Here is a 17,317-nt window from a genome sequence, read left to right on the forward strand (position 1 = left end):
TGAGTCAGAAACTCGTTGATTTTCCAGGGAGAATTTCGTGAAGTTCAAGGTTCTTACGGCCTCAGCGGCTCTCTTCTTTTCTTCAATTTCTTTTGCCTCGGCACCTATCTCTGAACTAAACATCAGTTATGTTAAACCACCGTTTGTTCTTCAGCTTTTAGTCTTGAAGGACCACAAGCTGTTAGAGAAAGAATTCGAAAAAGACGGCATCAAAGTCAATTGGCATAACATGGGAACTAGTCCGGAAGCTGCTCGTGCGATGGGTGCCGGCGCTCTTGATATTGCCGGAAACATGAATACAGCCGCTTTGTTGATGATTAATGCGGAAGGACTGCCGATTCGAGTAGTGACAGGTTTAGCAAGGCCAACCTCGAATTTCGCGCTTGTCTCTAAGCCTGGTACCAACCTCTCCCTCAAAGACTTAAAAGGAAAGAAAGTTGTTGGCCCTAAAGGAACATTCCTTCATCAGCTTTTAGTCGCTGCTTTAGAAAAAGAAGGTCTTACAGAAAAAGACGTTGAGTTCGTAAGTATGGGCATTCCCAAAGCACTCAGTACAATTCTGGCAGGTCAAGCCGATGCTGCTTTGGTCGCAAGTAGTGCACTAATTAAAGCCAACAAAGCGGGTGCACCAACCATCGTCTCTGCTGAAGGTTTAGTGCAGCCGACATTAGTCATGACAACAACAGAAAAATTTGCGAAAGAACATCCGGATATCGTAGCCCGCGTAAACAAAGTCTATAAACAGGCTCTTGACTGGATGAATAAGAATCCTGAAAAAACTGCAGAAATGGGAGCTAAAGAGCACGGCATTTCTGTAGAAAATTCAAAGACGCTAATCTCTAGAAGTCACTACTTCTCTGCGATGACGCCTCAAGATATTAAAGATCTCGAGGTCAATAAAAAGTTTTTGAAAGAAAACAACATGATGAGAAAAGATGTCGATACAGCCAACCTCATTCTTCCCGTTGCCTTTGAATAACGTTTTACTTTTTTATTGAGAACTGAAATGCAAACTGAAGAAATCAAAGTTACCGAAAATGGAAAAACAATCACCACGTTTACGTTGGAAGATTGAGAAAAATACCATGGCCTAAAAAGATGCGGCGGTCTAGCATTGTGCTTCCGTATGCTGAAAATGGCTTTAGATGAATTGGTTCCTGAAGGAGAAGTAGCTCGGAGAAATCTCATTACGTTCAAAACTGCTTTTGCCGGTCCTGGTATTACTGATTCTGCAGAAATGATCGGAAGGTGCGTTACAAGAAAACGTTTCTTGGTTCTTCCGGACGAATTTGTTGATGCTCCGGAATGCATCTTTGGAAAACTGTATTTTGAGATTGGATATGGCTCCAAAGTAATGAAAATTACGGCCAAGGAAGGAGTAATCACACCTGAATTCTTAAAGGCTGGTAGAAAGTTCTATACCGGCACTGCTAATGAAGAAGAAACTGAGGTATGGATTGGCTTTAAAGGCAAACTTTATGATGCCGTATTGAATTCTGAGATGAAAGAAATCGTTAAGACTGAAATCGTCAGTATTTAAAAAACGACTAAGCTGCCTTTGTTGATTTATCCGCTAGGATTCTCTCTAAGGTAGCTTTTTGTTTATCCACGGAAAATGTTTGAACTACTTAGATCTTATTAAAAATTAAGATCTCAATAAAGTAATAGTAGAAGGGAAACTATTTTCTGTGGATAATTCTAAATAATTCAATATTTTCAAACTATTAGAATTGTTTACTCTGTTAAAAAATCCCTGATAACTTGGTATGTGTTTTGTGGATAATTTTCTTTTTCTCTGAAGCCAAAAGATATTCACAAAGAATCAAACAACAATTCACATCTTTTTGTGGATTATTAGCAGTCAATTTTTTTGATGAAATTTTTCACAACCACAAAGTTGTGAGTTGACTACCAAGTAGTATCCGGGAATTTCCCGGCTTTAAGCCTTCTCTCTGTCGAGCTAAAATGAAAAACGCTTTTACAAAGCTACAGTCATGGCTAGGTAGCACTCTGTGCCTCCTTTAACGTTTCGCCGTCGTCGTGATCTTTTAATCTTCGCCTCTAGGCGTCGCGTAAATGATCCGATTCCTGAGGCAATGCTAAATGGAGCTATCTATGGTTAAGTCAACGACTCTTCTTCTTTCCATCCTCTCTGCTATTTCATTTTCAGTTCATGCTGCTGATGCCGTTTCTTCAGCGTCTATTCCGAAGCCGACAACAGAAAATAAAAGCATCGACGCAATAACATCCGCTACGATTGTTCCCGAATCTCTTCGTGTTACAGCTGTTTCTACAGGCTTTACTGACAGTAAAGCCAAGAAAGTTTTATTTGTTGTTGGAGATCCGCGTTTCGAGAGCTCTTTAGAAGGTTTTTTGGTTAATTCGGCCATCAATTTTTTTAAACAAAAAGGATATGAGGTTGAAGTAAGAGACTTATACAAGCTTAAATTCAATCCGGTTCTCTCTCCGGAAACCTTTTACCACGCCAAAGATGGCTTTGGTCCTACGCCACAAGACATTGTTCCTGAGCAAAAATTTGTTTCTCAAGCTGACTACATTATCTTCTGTTATCCGAATTGGCACGATAGCCCAAACGCAATAACCAAAGGTTATATGGAGAGAGTTTTTTCTAAGCAGTTCGCTTATAAGGACACTCCCAAAGGCTTAGAAGGAATGCTCAAAGGAAAAGGCATCTATACCATTATGAATGCTGGTTGGCTTGGAGGCGGCCAAGGTACAGTGGGAGATGGTATCGGAAAATTAGATAAAGTATGGGATAAGTACTTGAATGCTTATAAAGTTGTTGATGATGACACCGCAGGTTTTTGGGGCGCAACTAATATGGGACGCTTCGTCAACGACCAAAGTCCGAAGAACACCGATCCCGAGTACAAAAAGCAATTAGAGATTTTGGCAAAAGTATTAGAGGCTCGCCTCAATAGAGATTTTTTCAACAACAAATAAACTCTTCTCTAAATTAAGGATAGATAACGCGATCTGACAAAGATGAAGTATCAAGAGAATCTGCGAATCAAGCTTCATTTGACGGATCGCTTGTGAACTACCGCAGACTTATGTCTGCGTCCTCACCGGAGCGGGGTCCCGCTTCTAGCGATCTTCTTACCCAAATAGCAACTCCGTTGTTATTCACTTATTTAGCTTGAACTACTTATATCTTGTCATTTGTATAATTTTTATGGAGATGTAATAGTAGACATATTCTTTTTTGTGGATAACTTAATTTGTTTGATTATTTTCAAAGAGTTATAAATGTTGTGAGTGTTGAAATCAAACTAATAACTTGGTAGAGAGTGTGTGAATAACTCAGGCAAAAGTTTTGTAATCTTAATATCCACAAGAAAACCAACCGTTATCCACAGATTTTTGTGGATTATTCTGGCTTCAAACAGACTATATAGGAATCAGATTTTCGGCAAGTTTCTCTTCCAGTTATTATTGCCGGCTATAAGCTATTTCTTTCCGCCTCTTTGCTACCGGTGCAATACAAAATCTTAACCAGGAAGACAGGTTGTATTTTGATGGATTTCTATAAAGAAAATCTTTTATTAAATCAAAGAATTAACAATATTTGTGGGTTTTGAGCTAAATAACAGTTAAAAAATTTAGCTCAAAATCTTCAGTGAGCTTAATTCTCAAGAAGCAGCAAGGAAGAAAAGAATTATTGATTAGGTCTTGATCGAGATTTGCTCAAAGATAGTTGTCTTTTCTTTTACACATTTCGGAAGGCAGCTTCTTTATCTCCTATGTATATATTATCTATTAAATAGATATAGAAGTGTTTGAATTTTTCGTTGATAACTTATAAAAATTATTTAATAACAATAAGTTAATATTAATTTGCATTGTGGATATTTATAAGAAATCAATGTAGACGAATTGTGGATAACTTTTAAAAAGTGCACTTATCCACAAAATTTATAAGTTACTCAAATATTGTCAACAAATTACTGACATAAGTTGAGAGTTTTTTTCGCCTAAATCGGTTCTTCACCACTTCCAATAATTGAAATCAGACAATCCAAAAAGGAAATAATCGAGTAAAGTTACCAAGTGTTAAGTGAATAAAATGTTTTCTACACAAAGTAAAAAAGGTTATTGATGAAAAAACTTTTAGTATTGACATGTTTAACCTCTTCTTTGGTCCTTAGCGGCTGTGCCCCGGTACTTATCGGTTCAGCTGCCGTAGGTGGAACAGCCGTTGCAGTCGATAGACGCAGCGTTGGTGACGTAACTAATGACGGAGTAATTGAAACAAAGGCTAGCGTCCAGTTGGCTCAAGCAAATTTCTCCTCCAGTCATATTACGGTTACGGCCTACGAAGGGAGAGTATTGCTGACCGGCGAAGTCGGTTCTGAAGATGACAAAGAAAAGGCCGGTGAAATCGTTAAGTCTATTAACGGTGTAACTAACGTCTATAACGAACTGGCAGTAATGAATAACGTTCCTTTTACTACAAGAATGAACGACTCGTTAACAGCAAGTAAAGTCAGAGCAGCTCTTCTAGATAATAAGGATGTTACGTTAACTTCTCTGAAAGTAACCGTCGACCGAGGAATCGCTTATTTGATGGGAACGGTAACTCAGCGCGAGGCAGATATCATCACTGCAGTGGCCGCTAAAGTCCCCGGAGTTGTCAAAGTGGTGACTCTCATGGAAATCATTACGCCGGAAGAATTGGAGAGAAGAAAGTTAATCAAAGAGAACCCCTCCGCAGTCACTGAAAAAACGGAAGTCCAGACCGGAGCAGAAACAATTCCTATAAATTAAAATAGTGAATTGATAATAATTCTCATTTAAAATAACAAAAATTTTTGAGGATTCCAAGTGAGTAAAAATGCTTTTAATTTGCTGATTGTTCCGGCGGTGATTTTGATCGTCTGGGCTTTCGTTGCACATTTAGGCATTTTTAACTCCTTCTTGCTTCCTCCTCCGGAGCAGGTCTTAGAAAGTTTTGGGCAACTCATCAAAGATGGGACCTTAGGAACCCATATTTTGGCCAGTTCCATGAGATCTTTGGGCGGTTTCTGCATCGCAGCTTTAATTGCGCTTCCAACTGCTTATATTTGCTATTACTCGACTAAAACCGAGAGCAGATTGAAGTTGGTAATGGAAGCCCTGCGATTCATCCCGCCTCTCTCATTGGTTCCTTTGCTTATTCTTTGGCTCGGCATCGGAGAGGCTTCAAAAGTCGCTATCGTAATTTTGGCTAGTTTCTTTCCTATCTACTTCAATGCCTTATCAGGCTTTAGACAGATAGATAAGAATTTCACTGAGCTGGCTACCGTTTTACGTCTTAATAAAAAAGAAAAATTTTTCCATGTAGAGCTTCCCGGATCCCTTCCCAGCGTTCTTACCGGACTTCGTTTGGGATTCGGTTATTCCTGGAGAGCGTTGGTCGGTGCCGAGTTGATTGCAGCATCGTCAGGACTCGGATATCTGATTGGAGACGCGAGCGAAATGTCTCAAACCGATAAAGTGTTTGTGGGCATTTTCAGTATTGCCATTCTCGGCATTTTGGGAGATCAGTTATTTGTGTGGATTACTCATAAATTTTCTCCTTGGATGAAGAAATAATGGCTTCCGGAATCAAAATAGAAAACTTAAAGAAAAGTTTTAACTCTGCTAAAGGCATTATCACTCCAATTGATAATTTCTCTTTGGATATCTCTGCCAATGAACTTACAACCGTTATCGGTAAAAGCGGCTGCGGTAAGACAACGCTTTTAAAGCTCATCAGCGGAATTGAAAAGGCCGACGAAGGAAAGGTCATTTTTTATGACAAAGACGGACAAGAAATTAAAGAACCGAGAATTTCATACGTGTTTCAAGAAGCTCGGCTTCTTCCTTGGAAAACGGTAGGACAGAATCTTGAGCTTCCCATTCGTCATGAAGAAGAAACAATTAGAAAAAAACTTGTTAAAGAAGCTCTCGAGTTAGTTTGTCTCGGTGATATTCAGGACTTGTATCCAAGTGAGCTTTCCGGGGGGATGGCTCAACGTGTTGGTTTGGCCCGTGGGGTTATATCTAAACCGGATATTCTCCTATTAGATGAACCTTTTAGTGCTCTGGATTTTATGACCAGAACTAAGTTACAGTCTGATTTCTCCAGACTGCAAAAAGAACTATCGATGACGATGCTGATGATTACTCATGACATAAATGAGGCTGTTTTTCTTAGTCATCGAGTTATCTATCTGAATCATGGGAAAGCCGAAAAGGATTTAAAAATCGACGTAGAAACCCCTCGGCAAATTGGAGATTCTCGTCTTTTGAACTATCAAAATTATCTCTTACACTCTGTTTTTAAATAAGGATTATTAGTAATGAAACTGAAATCAGTACTCTCTGCTCTCGTACTTTCCATGGCTGCTGCCAGCGTATTTGCTGCTCCTTCAGAAATCAATATTGCTTATGTGAAGGCCCCGTTCAATCTGCAGAACATGGTGATGAAGCATAATAATATGCTTGAGAACGAGTTCAAGAAAGACGGCATCAAAATCAAATGGCACGACATCACTTCCGGCGCTAAACAGACACAAGCCATGGCAGCCGGTTCCCTGGACGTCAGCGCCACAATGAACACCGCTTCATTATTAATGGCTAATTCTGCAGGTAATCCGGTCGTCGTCGCAACAGGCGTAGCTCACCCGACAAAAGTTTTTGCTATCGTCGGCAAGCCGGGCCCACAGATGACGGTTAGAGACTTGAAGGGTAAGACCGTTGTCGGTCCGAAAGGCACAGTTCTTCATCAGACATTAGTTGCCGCTTTGACAAAGAACGGCATCGATCCAAAAGATGTCAACTTCATCTCCATGGATATTCCAAAGGGCATGACAGCCATGATGGCCGGTAAAGTTGACGCAGCTCTCTTGGCTGCCGGCGGCGTTATCAAGGCAAATGCAAACGGGGCAAAAACTATTGCTACAGCCGACGGCTACACAGAACCGAACCTCGTCATGACAGCTTCTAAGAAGTTTGCCGATGAAAATCCTGAAATCTTGAAGAGAATTGTTAAAGTCAACAGAGACGCTCTCGCTTGGATTAAGGCCAATCCGAAAGAAGCCTTAGAAATCGGTGCTAAAGAACACGGTATCTCTCTTAAAGACGCAGAAACTTTAAAGAACTGGAGCAACTACTACGATACTTTGACTGACGAAGATATCAAAGGCTTGGAAGCTGACCAGAAGTTCCTTAAGGAAAACGGCATGATGGAGAAAACCGTCAACGTTAAAGATCTCGTCTTACCAATGGCAATGCAGAAATGATGAATAAAGAAATCGTCAAGGTTGTTGAAAAGGGTGTTGAATTAGACATCCCGTTCCATGCTTGCGTTCTTTACCACGGAAAAGACAGCATCGGCGGTTTGTCCTTAGGCTACCGCCTGATGTACTGGGCTCTTAACTATCTTTCTGAAGACGGAGAAATTCCGAGAAGAGAAGATATCAGCTTCAAAACTGCTTTTCCGGGTCCGGGGCTCAGAGACGCCGTAGAAATGATTTCTAGGGCCGTTACCGCCGGAAGGTATGAAGTACTAAAGGAGGCCCCTTCATGCGCTCCTGAAGGCGTTTACGGCCATATGTACTTCGAAATTTCTTTAAGAGACAAAACTGTTAAGGTCGCACTCAAACCGGGAGTGATTGATGACGACTTTATTCAGACCGGCAGAAGTTTCAAAAAAGAAAATCTGACGCCGGAGGGACTCAGGCATTGGGAAGATCTGAAAAAGAATCTTGCGGAAAAAGTTTGGTCCGTTGAGAATTTATCAGATGTTCTGACCGTCATTAAGTAATTGATTGAATTCGGAAGCCTGCTCGGCAGCTCCGTAACTTGATCTGATTAATACACCGCTTGCACAGCTGCTAAAGCCAAGTTCTTTAGCAGTCTGTGCATATTTTTTAAATGTGTCCGGATGGACATACCTTTGAACAGGATAGTGATACTTGCTCGGTGCTAAGTACTGGCCGATCGTGACCATCTGAACATTGTTGGCTCTTAAGTCTTTAAGAACTTGTATGATTTCTTCATCGGTTTCTCCGAGACCCACCATCAAGCCGCTCTTTGTCGGACAATCCGGATAAATCTCCGACCACTTCTTCAATAGACTTAAAGAATGCTCGTAGCTGCCGCCCGGCTTAACCTCACGATATAGACGGGGAACCGTTTCAATATTGTGGTTGAGCACATCGGGCTTTATTTCTTTTAATACTTCAAGAGCCCGCTCTAATCTTCCTCGGAAATCAGGAATCAGGATTTCTACCTTTGCATCAGTTTCAGTCTGAATTTTTTTTACGCAATGCACAAAGTGAGAAGCACCGCCGTCTTTAAGATCATCCCTGTCGACGCTGGTAAGAACGGCGAATTTAATGCCTAAACGTTTGATGCTTTCGACGATATGGTCGGCTTCTTCCGGATCGAGAGGCAAAGGTTTACCGTGCGCTACATCGCAGAAAGGACATCTTCGGGTACAAATCTGTCCCATTAGTAAAAAGGTAGCACGTTTCTTATTGAAGCACTCATTTAGGTTAGGGCAGTTTGCTTCCTGGCAAACAGTATGCATGCCTTTGTCAGCTAATAATTCCCTGACTTCTTTAACTTTGAGAGCATTGGCAGGAATCCGGACTTTAAGCCAGGAAGGTTTAGGCAGCTTCACTTCATTTAAACGATAAACTTCATGCTGCTTTATTTTTTTAGTTGTCCTCTGTTCCTTGGGAATAAAGTCCGTCATGGAAATCCTACTTTAAAAAGGAATAGCGAAAATTGTTGCGGCAGAAAGGCTGCCGAGAGGCCATGTTAAGTAAAACACGCCAATTCCTGCGATTGTAAGCAAGAGGGCAAAAAGAACTTCGAGTTTGATGGTTCTAAGCATCAAGAAGGTTATGTCAGCCTGCTGTGTTTTCTTAAGAATGGAGGGCAAGAAACTGGCTCTAGGAAGAGCAAGCAAAACAAACAAGAACGGCCAATAAGAATGATTAGCAATACTTAACCAGCCAACGATGATAAACGGGATATAAATCATGCAGGAGTAGACGAACACACCGACTTTTTTACCTACAACTGCTGCAAGCGTTCTGCGGCCGACTGATAAATCATGCTCAACATCACGGTAGTTATTGATAAAGAGCACGGCAGCACCAATTAAACCCAAAGCAGTGCCGGGAATAAGAACCAGAATATTGAAGCTTAAAGTCTGCAGCCAGAATGTACCGCCGACTGCAAATAATCCGTAGAAAAGAAAAACTAAAAATTCTCCGAACGGCGTGTAGGCAATTGGTTTTGGACCGCCCATGTAGCAGTACCCGCAAAGAATGGAGAGAAAAGCGATTAGCGCAATAGCCCAGCCGCCGATGACGATAAGAGCAATACCAAATAGGCAGGCAAGAACTATCATGGCTCCAATCATTTTTTTAGCAGCGTCCATGGAAATCCAGCCTTCCGTGGTGGCTCTCGGAATACCTACGCGATCGGAGCGTTCGGCTTTTCTGACGTTGTAAGCATAGTCATTGACCATATTTGACATAGCTTGAATGGTCATCGCACCTAACAATGTCAGAAGGAAAATCCAAAAATTAAATTTACCGTCAAAAGCTAAAGCCAATCCGGTTCCCACTAAAACCGGAGCAGCAGCTATCCACAAGGTCTTTGGGCGGAAAAATGCAAGCCAAGCTTCTAAAGAATGCGGTTTAATGTCTTTTTTCAATCAAGTACTCCGATAATTTTCTCTCAAGAATTTTAATTATTTCTTGTTTAGAACAAGCTGAGTTTAACGACTTAATATTGGCCGTCTTTAATCCTTTGTATCCGCAAGGATTGATTCTTTCAAAGAAAGACAGGTCTGCATCGAAATTTAAAGAAAGGCCGTGGTATGTGCAGTCATTGGAGATTCGAATGCCTATAGAGCAAATCTTCTGCGCACCGTTGAATGGACCGGTACAATCGGGTCCTTGTACGTAAACGCCGGGAGCTCCGGGGACTAAGAAGCCGGTGATGCTGACTTCTTTCAATGTGTCGATAACCGCGCTTTCTAAAGTTTCCAGATAGGCTTTGGGGAGCAATCCTCTTTTACGTAAATGAATGAATGGATAGACAACGATTTGTCCCGGACCATGGTAAGTAACTTCACCGCCTCGATCCGTATAGACAACCGGTACATCCTGCGGATTTAAAAGGTGACTCGGACTGCCTTGTCTGCCTACCGTAAATACACAAGGATGCTCGCAAAACCAAATTTCGTCCAAATCGGCTGTGCGATCTTGGACGAAATTTTTCATTTTTTGCCAGGTCTCCAGATAATCAACGAGGCCTAGATGACGAAATAAAAGCTGATTCAAAGTTACAAAACAAATTTCGTATATTCATGATCAACTAACGCTTTGTATAAGTCGTCGAGTTGGTCTTGAGAGGTAGCTCTGACCACGACTCCCAAAGAGAGATAGTTGCCCTTAGCAGATTCTTTCAAATTTGCTTCAGCAGGATTGTAATCCGGGTCGTATTTCTTAATGACTTCAACAATTTTATCTTTGTAGTCATCAGCTTTGATACCGACGATCTTGAGAGGAAAATCACATGGGAATTGAAGCAGCTTTGCAGGAAGCTCTTCTTCTAATTGTTCTTGTTTTTTGACGTCTTCAGACATTTTGATGACTCCTCAATCTAATCTATTATGGCATTTAACTTGTCGATGACTTTCTGCTTCACGCTAGGATAGACGTTTTCATTGGCCATCAATGGTACATTCTTAAGGGTTTGGCCGTTAAATACAATGCGTAAGGTACCAATTTGAGAACCGGAAATAATCGGCAGCTTCATTGGTTCATCTCTTTCAATGAGGAGTTCAACTTTATTGTGCCTAAGCTCTTGCAGGTCAATTTTTTTTAAAGAGATGAAAATATCGTCCGGAGCAATCATCACTACCTGTTTTTTATCCGTGCCTTTCAAATCTACGGTAGAGATGATTTTACCTTTGGAGATGATTTTCAAGGTCTCAAAATTATTAGCGGCATCAGAGAGCAAATTTGAAGAACGCTTAATGATTTGGCCGGCAGGCAGAGGATTGTTTGCCGTATTGATGACAAGAGACCCGGGTTCTTTTCTGGCGTTTTTCTTTTTAGGATGGTCAATGCGGGCTAAGGAGAGAACTGCTTTCGTGTCCTTGTCGATGAGCATGACAATGTTCGTCTTTTCCCCTCTGCTGGCTTTTAGCTGAGAAGGGTAGCTAATGTCACCGATGACGAATTTTTCATCAAAGGGATTGACGCCCATTTTTTCGAGTTCAAAAAATACGGTGCTCAGAGCATTGGTTAAGTCTTCAACCGAGCAGTCGATTTTTGAAGTTTTTAAATCGAATACTCCATTTTCACCTACTTTAATCTTTGCATCGACAAAGTGATCAGTTAGGATTTTTTGCAAAGTCAGTCTGGCATCAGGTGATTTGAGAAACAGAAGAGCGGTAACTAGTTCTTTGATCTTTATTTTCTTTTCAGGATCCAAACGCAGAGATGCCTTAGTTGTCGGTGCCGAAGTCAGTTCTATCTCTTTAGCCGGATCAATTTTCTTTTCTTGTATTAAATGAATCAATCCGTAAGTCGACAATAGGTCAGAAAGAAGTTCGATATTGTCTATCTCAAGTTTGGAAAGATTCGTCTCAAAAGAATTACCGCTGAGTAAATCAAAGGAGACAAAAGAAGGCTCCTCTGACATCAACTTGTGTTCTTGTTCGAGAGTCTCGGATTTGGCAGGTGCCTTACTGCACCAGGCAGGAGATGAGCCGAGAGCCAAAGCAGCAGTCAAAGATAATACAGTGAGAAATTTATAGGGGGTCATAGTGATTCATCCATGTAATAGCCCGCTTTATCATGGCCTGCAGCAGAGGTATTTGTTTTGAGAAGAAATGATCGGTATTAGGAATAACGGTGACAGCTTGGCCGAAACGTCCGGCCCATTCCAGCGCATCCTTCAAGGGGATCACTTCATCCTTTTCTCCGTGTATTAAAAATGTCGGAACAGCAGGTAAATCGAACTTCCATTTTTCTGCGGCAGTTCCGAGCAGAAGCAAGAAATCCGGGGCATTAGAAGAAGCTGCATTGCAGCTTACATAAGTGCCAAAGGAGAATCCCGAAAAGCAAGTTTTCGGTTTAGAAGAAAAAAGTGCTTTGATTTCCGGCAGCTCCAAATAAAACTGTACCAAGGTTAAAAGATCCTCTGTTTCTCCTGCGCCGTTGTCATAAACTCCCTGACTTTTACCGACTCCTCGGAAGTTATGACGGACAGTGATCCAATTTTCCTGGAGAAAAGATTTATTTAGAGCATGGATAACTTTATTATTCATGTTTCCACCGAAGAGAGGATGGGGATGAGAAAGAAATGCAATTCCCTTAGGGGCGCAACCGGGGATGGAAAGTCTGGTTTCCAGATTTCCACTTTTCCCTCGAACGGTCATTTCTATCTCTTTTACGGCCATTTTTTCCTCGATGGTTCGAACCCCCCATTTTACCGAAGCATGTAACTTCAAATAAATTAGAAATTCTGCTGAAATGTTTAGTTCCAAAAATGTCTGATTACCTTTCAATTGAATCCGTTTCTAAAAAGCTGTCTAAGCAAGACATCACCTTTGAGTTTCTTCCGGAAGTTGATTCGACCAATGACTACCTCAAGAGGAAAGTTCTTGTTGGAGCGGTGTGCGGTCCTTATGCGGTTGTGGCCGAGAAGCAAGTCAAAGGAAAAGGCACGAAGGGAAGAACCTGGGTGGATGATTCGGAGAGCTGTCTGAAGTTCTCTATGGTTGTGGAACATACGGGAAGTACTCGAGACCTAATGACTTTGAGTCCTCTCTTGGCCGTAAATATTGCTGAAGAGTTTTCGAAACTTAATTCAAAGGTCAAGGTTAAATGGCCTAATGATTTAATGACCTCGGAAGGAAAATTAAGCGGAATACTTATCGAGACGGTTAAGTATGCAGGCAGTGTCTATCTAGTTTTTGGAATCGGTGTTAATTTATTTCCCAATTGCGAACTAGAAGAACAAATCAACCGGAATATTGCATTCCTTTTTGAGGAGCATTCAGATAAAGAGGGGAAGAGGGAGGAAGTGATTAGGATTTTGGCTGATTCAGTGCTTAAAACAATGAATCAAAGTATCGGGTTACAGGATACTTTTCTCTCGGAAAGATGGAAAAAGTTTGATTATTTCTATCAAAAAACGTTGAGCTTTCGACTCCCTTCACAAGAAATCGTTGATGGAACTGAGGAAGGAATCAGTTCAGAGGGTGAAATTCAGCTGATCATTGACGATTCTTTAAGAAAGTTTAATTCAGGAGAAATAGTCCAGAAATAATCAAAGGCGATACTAAGTTAATTTCTAGGATTGTTTATTTTTCATTTAAACCGACAAGCTTTTTCACATCACCGGCACTTCTTTATAGGGCCGAACTTCTGGGAAGCTGCGGATTAGATGAGTTGCATACATTGTCCGATAGAGCAGATATTGAGCGGTGCTTGAAAACAAAATTCCATAACGATGAAGGAAACGCTCAGCCCTGTCATCTCCAAGCTTTTGTAGGAATAAAAGCGAACAAGTTTAAAAATCCTTCGATGCTCTGAGCATTAAGATATCGAAGGATTTTTCCTCTTTAACTTTCAAACTCGGGTTTAGTATTCCTGCAACGAGATGTCATAAGTATTCCCGTTGACGATCATTTTTGCTGTATGTCCGTTAGAGAGAATAGTGACTTTCGGATGGTATGAATAGCTATAGGAATAGGTACGACAATAGACTTCGTATTGATCGTCAATGAAAATTTTTCTGTCATAGTCACACCCTTCAAAATCCCAGCCTGTATGCGCCTTTTTGCCAGGATCTTGGTATCCAGTGATGTGACCAGAATAGATGATTTTGTAACCTGTGAATTGTGAGAGGTCGGGGATCTGTGCCGAAACTGAGGAGAGACAGGAAATCAGCACAAGTACAAAAAATTTTCTCATGAACACGCTCGAATCTTGTTTATGGATTTTTAAGTTTAAGGACACGGTGGACCAAAGCGATTAGTCTCTTTGTTTGAAGGGCAAAAGAGCATAATGAGGAAAGGGAGCAGGAAAACAAAAGTAAGCTGCCACCAGCCACTGAAATTAATGTCATGAAGTCTTCGGCACGATACGCTCATGGTCGGAATGGCGAAAGCGCCGCACGTGACCAGAAGTACGAGCCCCTTTATTAAATCCTCTTCCATTCCTGCCAATGTCCCCAAAAAGCCACACACAAAACCTAAGAGAAAAGAAAAGATATATGAAATAAAAAAGAAAGATAAGACATCCGCTCGGCTTGCTCTTCCTTTAAAGTCTGAGTACGCAGTCGTCTGAGCATAAACATAACGGTGCCAGATTCCGCGACGAGGTGCGTTCGATATGGCCGTTTCCTGAGTCATTATTGCATTTTGCGCAAGAGTATCTCTCAAGATTTTGATCCTTGGAATTTTTAGATTAATATTTTACTAAAAAATCTATAGTGCCCTAAATAAATTTGTACTAACCCCCTTGAGATCCAACTCCTATAAGCACCATGTCGGTCTCCTGAGAAAGTAGATCTTAAAAGTTGCACTTTAAAAAGGAACCAGTATTTTAGCTTTAGGGGTATCCCGCTGAGTAAAGAGATAAGGCAAGACCTCATCTTTTTTATTCGAACAAGAGGTTTTCTCTAGGCCTATTTTCGTGTAACCCGTAGATGTTCAAGGGAAATATTCATACGAAGTTGTAATTTGAAACATCCACCTTGTAAAAATGTGAACCGTAATCAGGGTGCGTTGTTTTAAGCCATTCATCACTGGGTGATTTTTTAATGCTAGTTCAGTTTATTTTTTGTCGTGCTCGGCCTGTCTACCGGTGAACAGTCGCATTAAGCCTCATGGCCTGCTTATTCAGCAAATACAAAAAAGCTGTCAAAGCATACATAGCTGAAACGACAGTTTGGAATTGAGGCCTTGTCTAAAATAGCCCTGTTTACCCCAGAGAGTTTGATCATTTTTTCTCCTTTAAACTAATGCCGAAATTTTGATCCAAGTTATAAGGGACGCTTCTTTATTTTCAGCGTTTAAAATGCCCCCCAACTCTTCTTCTCCTTGCCTAACGGCCCTGCCTTTTAGATAGCTGTGTCGAATCCTCTAATCCTGGCGTATTATTTATCCCCCGCAAGAATTTCCAGCTTATAAAAACTATTTTCAATCTTTAAGCGCTGCTTGTCTCCAGTATGTCTGTCTGGGATGTGGTTTTTAAGAATGACGAAGTGACGACAGGCACTTGGTTTGGTTTCGTTTGATATCTTCAAAATTTTGTTCGCAGAGGAAAGGAATTCCGACATAGGGACTGACTGGCCAAAATATTTTTGCACCTGAACGACCGGTTCCATGGAAAGAGCGTCTTGGTTTCTTTCTTCGGGCCAAGCTCGATTCACTATAATTCTGTCATCAGGAAGTAAATCGATATTGAAGAGGTACTGTGGTTTGCCGTTGGCTCCTACCCAACACGGAGGATATCCTAGGCCAGCAATGCGAGCTAAATATTTGTTTTGAGTGTCCATGGTCTGTATATCTTTTTCGCACTGCGCTACTTTGTTCCTTAATTCATTCAGCTCCATCAGGGCATCGAATTTAGTTTTATTTTCCTCTTTAAATTTGCTGAGTATCTTCGAAAGAGAAGCCACTTCTTTCTGGCTGGCTTCAAGTTTTTCTGAAGTTTCAATTAAATCCTTTTTATCTGCGAGTTGTTTTCCGTCTGCAACCATTTTTGCAGCTTCTATTAGTCGCTCTTTCAAATTGAGATAATTCTCTTCTAAAGATGAAGACTCTATAACATCTGTCAGAGCCTTTCCGAGATCAATAGCAAGAGCAGCTTGGCTTTTCGAAATATGAGCTACTACGGACAGGCATTTGTTGCAGGGCATTAAGGGTGTAATAGGATCATCGGGATCCGGGCGACATAGTCCTGTTTTCTCACTTAATGTTTCGATGACCTCTTTTTGTTGCTGAATGATCTTATCTTGTTCATTAGCCTTATTGTGTTCAGAAACAAGTCTTGTTCCGAGCAACATGACTAGTATAAGGACTAAAGTAAAGGCCAGTTCGGTTAAAGAGATGTGAAATACTTCATTGTTTTTTTTCATCTTCTGAACCTGTCAAAGAATGAACTCGGTTTACCCTGAGCGGATTGCACTTTCTTTCTCAGTTCATCATTAAGTTTATTTTTGAAGTCATCAAGAGAGTCTGTGAATTTGGATGAAGTTGCTTTGAGCTCTGTATTCAGAGTTTCGATGTTTTTCTCAGTTTCCTCAAATTTGTTGCTTATATTTTTAATGTTCTCTCTCATAGAATTAATATCGCTGACAACTCCCTTGGTGGTTAGATAGTTAGAATCAGTTTGGTCCAAAAGACTTCTAACTTTAAGGTCTAAAGAGCTAGTCAATCTCTCTACGGTTTTAGATTCTTCGGTTAAGCTACGAGCAAAATCTACGATACTTTCTTGAAGTGTTGCAGTATTAAGAGAGGGATTGCTTTCGGCTAACTTCTGAGCAAACATTTCAACTCTGTTCTTAAGCTGCTTTTCCATTTCAGAAACAATACCTTCTGATATTTTGGACAGCTGATTTAACTGAGTTTCGACCAGAACTTTATGTTTTTCTACAGCTTTTGCCTGTTCTCCCTGATTGCTGGAAATAAGAGCCTTTTGTTGAGAAATTTGGCTGGTGAAATGAGAATCAAAAGTCTCAGCAATCTTCTGGAGTGCCTGTTGCTGCTGATTGAGATTACCTTCAAAGACAGTTTGTGCTTGCACAAGGGAAGTTTCTAGTTGTTTTACGATACTTTCTCCCTCTTTGGTGACTGCTTCTCCTACACTAGCTGCAGTTTCCTTAAATGCAGTTAATTGGTCAGATAGATTTTTGGAGAATGTGTCTGAAGAGTGAGTGAGAACCTCCTGAGTTTTCTTTTGCATTTCAGCATTAAATGTTTTCATTTTGTCTGATTCCACATCAATATCATGCCCAAGGCGAGAGATTGCATCGAGCATAAGATCAACCAGATGAGAAAACTTATTAATACTTTCGACTAGCTGATTGTTCAGAATAGCTAGATTCTGGCAGCTAACTTGAAGGATAAAATTCAGATCCTCCTCTGGATCAACCCGTTGTGGAGGGAGGCCGAGATTATCCTCATCTGGGATTATTTCTCTCTGAAAAGTTGCTTTTAATTTCACAGAAGTTTCTTCAGTCCCATTCGAAGAATCTCCTGAGTTGACTTCTTCTCCCCCGGTACGTC

Annotated in this window: 19 protein-coding genes; 9 read left to right on the forward strand and 10 right to left on the reverse strand. The window is 40.9% G+C overall.

Annotated elements, in window-relative coordinates; genetic code table 11:
- Positions 1-37: 37 nt before the first annotated feature.
- From ACYQ4O_RS04105 to ACYQ4O_RS04140, 8 genes are all read left to right on the forward strand, one after another.
- Positions 38-979, forward strand: coding sequence for an ABC transporter substrate-binding protein (locus ACYQ4O_RS04105; RefSeq protein ID WP_460174825.1), 942 nt, complete (start codon positions 38-40; stop codon positions 977-979).
- A gap of 156 nt (positions 980-1,135) precedes the next feature.
- Complete coding sequence (locus ACYQ4O_RS04110) at positions 1,136-1,540, forward strand: hypothetical protein (RefSeq protein WP_460174826.1); 405 nt, start codon at positions 1,136-1,138, stop codon at positions 1,538-1,540.
- A 575-nt stretch (positions 1,541-2,115) separates the two neighbouring features.
- A complete protein-coding gene (locus tag ACYQ4O_RS04115; RefSeq protein WP_460174827.1) occupies positions 2,116-2,964 on the forward strand; it encodes an NAD(P)H-dependent oxidoreductase in 849 nt (282 codons plus the stop codon).
- 1,155 nt (positions 2,965-4,119) lie between these two features.
- Entirely contained in the window at positions 4,120-4,788 is a 669-nt protein-coding gene (locus ACYQ4O_RS04120; protein ID WP_308513590.1) for a BON domain-containing protein, read from the forward strand.
- Positions 4,789-4,845: 57 nt separating this feature from the next.
- Positions 4,846-5,595 (forward strand): ABC transporter permease, encoded by a 750-nt coding sequence (locus tag ACYQ4O_RS04125; RefSeq protein ID WP_308513591.1) that lies wholly within the window; start codon positions 4,846-4,848, stop codon positions 5,593-5,595.
- Positions 5,580-6,332, forward strand: coding sequence for an ABC transporter ATP-binding protein (locus tag ACYQ4O_RS04130; RefSeq protein WP_460174828.1), 753 nt, complete (start codon positions 5,580-5,582; stop codon positions 6,330-6,332). Before ACYQ4O_RS04125 ends, ACYQ4O_RS04130 begins: the two co-directional genes overlap by 16 nt.
- Positions 6,333-6,344: 12 nt before the next feature.
- Positions 6,345-7,286, forward strand: coding sequence for an ABC transporter substrate-binding protein (locus tag ACYQ4O_RS04135; RefSeq protein WP_460174829.1), 942 nt, complete (start codon positions 6,345-6,347; stop codon positions 7,284-7,286).
- Positions 7,283-7,810 (forward strand): hypothetical protein, encoded by a 528-nt coding sequence (locus tag ACYQ4O_RS04140; RefSeq protein ID WP_460174830.1) that lies wholly within the window; start codon positions 7,283-7,285, stop codon positions 7,808-7,810. Before ACYQ4O_RS04135 ends, ACYQ4O_RS04140 begins: the two co-directional genes overlap by 4 nt.
- Here ACYQ4O_RS04140 and lipA read toward each other — a convergent pair.
- The 6 genes from lipA to ACYQ4O_RS04170 are packed head-to-tail and all read right to left on the reverse strand — an operon-like array spanning position 7,784 to position 12,478.
- The gene (gene lipA / locus ACYQ4O_RS04145; RefSeq protein WP_460174831.1) at positions 7,784-8,746 is read right to left on the reverse strand and encodes a lipoyl synthase; all 963 of its coding nucleotides are present in this window, start codon (positions 8,744-8,746) and stop codon (positions 7,784-7,786) included. The genes ACYQ4O_RS04140 and lipA overlap by 27 nt on opposite strands.
- Before the next feature lie 12 nt (positions 8,747-8,758).
- Positions 8,759-9,718 carry a 1,4-dihydroxy-2-naphthoate octaprenyltransferase gene (gene menA / locus ACYQ4O_RS04150; protein WP_460174832.1) on the reverse strand — a complete coding sequence of 320 codons (960 nt, stop codon included), beginning with the start codon at positions 9,716-9,718 and terminating at the stop codon, positions 8,759-8,761.
- Positions 9,702-10,349 (reverse strand): lipoyl(octanoyl) transferase LipB, encoded by a 648-nt coding sequence (gene lipB / locus ACYQ4O_RS04155; protein ID WP_460174833.1) that lies wholly within the window; start codon positions 10,347-10,349, stop codon positions 9,702-9,704. The genes menA and lipB overlap by 17 nt, the downstream gene beginning before the upstream one ends.
- A gap of 2 nt (positions 10,350-10,351) precedes the next feature.
- Positions 10,352-10,654 (reverse strand): HP0495 family protein, encoded by a 303-nt coding sequence (locus tag ACYQ4O_RS04160; protein ID WP_460174834.1) that lies wholly within the window; start codon positions 10,652-10,654, stop codon positions 10,352-10,354.
- 17 nt (positions 10,655-10,671) lie between these two features.
- Positions 10,672-11,841 (reverse strand): hypothetical protein, encoded by a 1,170-nt coding sequence (locus tag ACYQ4O_RS04165; protein WP_460174835.1) that lies wholly within the window; start codon positions 11,839-11,841, stop codon positions 10,672-10,674.
- On the reverse strand, positions 11,828-12,478 hold the full coding sequence (locus ACYQ4O_RS04170; RefSeq protein ID WP_460174836.1) for an alpha/beta hydrolase: 651 nt from the start codon (positions 12,476-12,478) through the stop codon (positions 11,828-11,830). Before ACYQ4O_RS04170 ends, ACYQ4O_RS04165 begins: the two co-directional genes overlap by 14 nt.
- Before the next feature lie 89 nt (positions 12,479-12,567).
- On the opposite strand from ACYQ4O_RS04170, the gene ACYQ4O_RS04175 reads away from it, so the two are divergent.
- Positions 12,568-13,350 carry a biotin--[acetyl-CoA-carboxylase] ligase gene (locus tag ACYQ4O_RS04175; protein ID WP_460174837.1) on the forward strand — a complete coding sequence of 261 codons (783 nt, stop codon included), beginning with the start codon at positions 12,568-12,570 and terminating at the stop codon, positions 13,348-13,350.
- A 314-nt stretch (positions 13,351-13,664) separates the two neighbouring features.
- Here ACYQ4O_RS04175 and ACYQ4O_RS04180 read toward each other — a convergent pair whose 3' ends face one another.
- From ACYQ4O_RS04180 to ACYQ4O_RS04195, 4 genes are all read right to left on the reverse strand, one after another.
- A complete protein-coding gene (locus ACYQ4O_RS04180) occupies positions 13,665-14,042 on the reverse strand; it encodes a hypothetical protein (RefSeq protein ID WP_460174838.1) in 378 nt (125 codons plus the stop codon).
- A complete protein-coding gene (locus tag ACYQ4O_RS04185; protein WP_460174852.1) occupies positions 14,033-14,437 on the reverse strand; it encodes a DUF805 domain-containing protein in 405 nt (134 codons plus the stop codon). Before ACYQ4O_RS04185 ends, ACYQ4O_RS04180 begins: the two co-directional genes overlap by 10 nt.
- A gap of 746 nt (positions 14,438-15,183) precedes the next feature.
- Positions 15,184-16,167, reverse strand: coding sequence for a hypothetical protein (locus ACYQ4O_RS04190; protein ID WP_460174839.1), 984 nt, complete (start codon positions 16,165-16,167; stop codon positions 15,184-15,186).
- Positions 16,164-17,255 (reverse strand): hypothetical protein, encoded by a 1,092-nt coding sequence (locus tag ACYQ4O_RS04195; protein ID WP_460174840.1) that lies wholly within the window; start codon positions 17,253-17,255, stop codon positions 16,164-16,166. The genes ACYQ4O_RS04190 and ACYQ4O_RS04195 overlap by 4 nt, the downstream gene beginning before the upstream one ends.
- Positions 17,256-17,317 lie beyond the last annotated feature (62 nt).

The organism is Turicimonas sp. TL08, from assembly GCF_054660695.1.

Bases quoted from the DNA above. Each gene is read 5' to 3' on its own strand.
- ACYQ4O_RS04110 (WP_460174826.1), top strand. From the start codon at position 1,136: ATGGCTTTAGATGAATTGGTTCCTGAAGGAGAAGTAGCTCGGAGAAAT.
- ACYQ4O_RS04115 (WP_460174827.1), top strand. From the start codon at position 2,116: ATGGTTAAGTCAACGACTCTTCTTCTTTCCATCCTCTCTGCTATTTCA.
- ACYQ4O_RS04120 (WP_308513590.1), top strand. From the start codon at position 4,120: ATGAAAAAACTTTTAGTATTGACATGTTTAACCTCTTCTTTGGTCCTT.
- ACYQ4O_RS04135 (WP_460174829.1), top strand. From the start codon at position 6,345: ATGAAACTGAAATCAGTACTCTCTGCTCTCGTACTTTCCATGGCTGCT.
- ACYQ4O_RS04140 (WP_460174830.1), top strand. From the start codon at position 7,283: ATGATGAATAAAGAAATCGTCAAGGTTGTTGAAAAGGGTGTTGAATTA.
- lipA (WP_460174831.1), bottom strand. From the start codon at position 8,746: ATGACGGACTTTATTCCCAAGGAACAGAGGACAACTAAAAAAATAAAG.
- ACYQ4O_RS04160 (WP_460174834.1), bottom strand. From the start codon at position 10,654: ATGTCTGAAGACGTCAAAAAACAAGAACAATTAGAAGAAGAGCTTCCT.
- ACYQ4O_RS04165 (WP_460174835.1), bottom strand. From the start codon at position 11,841: ATGACCCCCTATAAATTTCTCACTGTATTATCTTTGACTGCTGCTTTG.
- ACYQ4O_RS04170 (WP_460174836.1), bottom strand. From the start codon at position 12,478: ATGGCCGTAAAAGAGATAGAAATGACCGTTCGAGGGAAAAGTGGAAAT.
- ACYQ4O_RS04175 (WP_460174837.1), top strand. From the start codon at position 12,568: ATGTCTGATTACCTTTCAATTGAATCCGTTTCTAAAAAGCTGTCTAAG.
- ACYQ4O_RS04185 (WP_460174852.1), bottom strand. From the start codon at position 14,437: ATGACTCAGGAAACGGCCATATCGAACGCACCTCGTCGCGGAATCTGG.
- ACYQ4O_RS04190 (WP_460174839.1), bottom strand. From the start codon at position 16,167: ATGAAAAAAAACAATGAAGTATTTCACATCTCTTTAACCGAACTGGCC.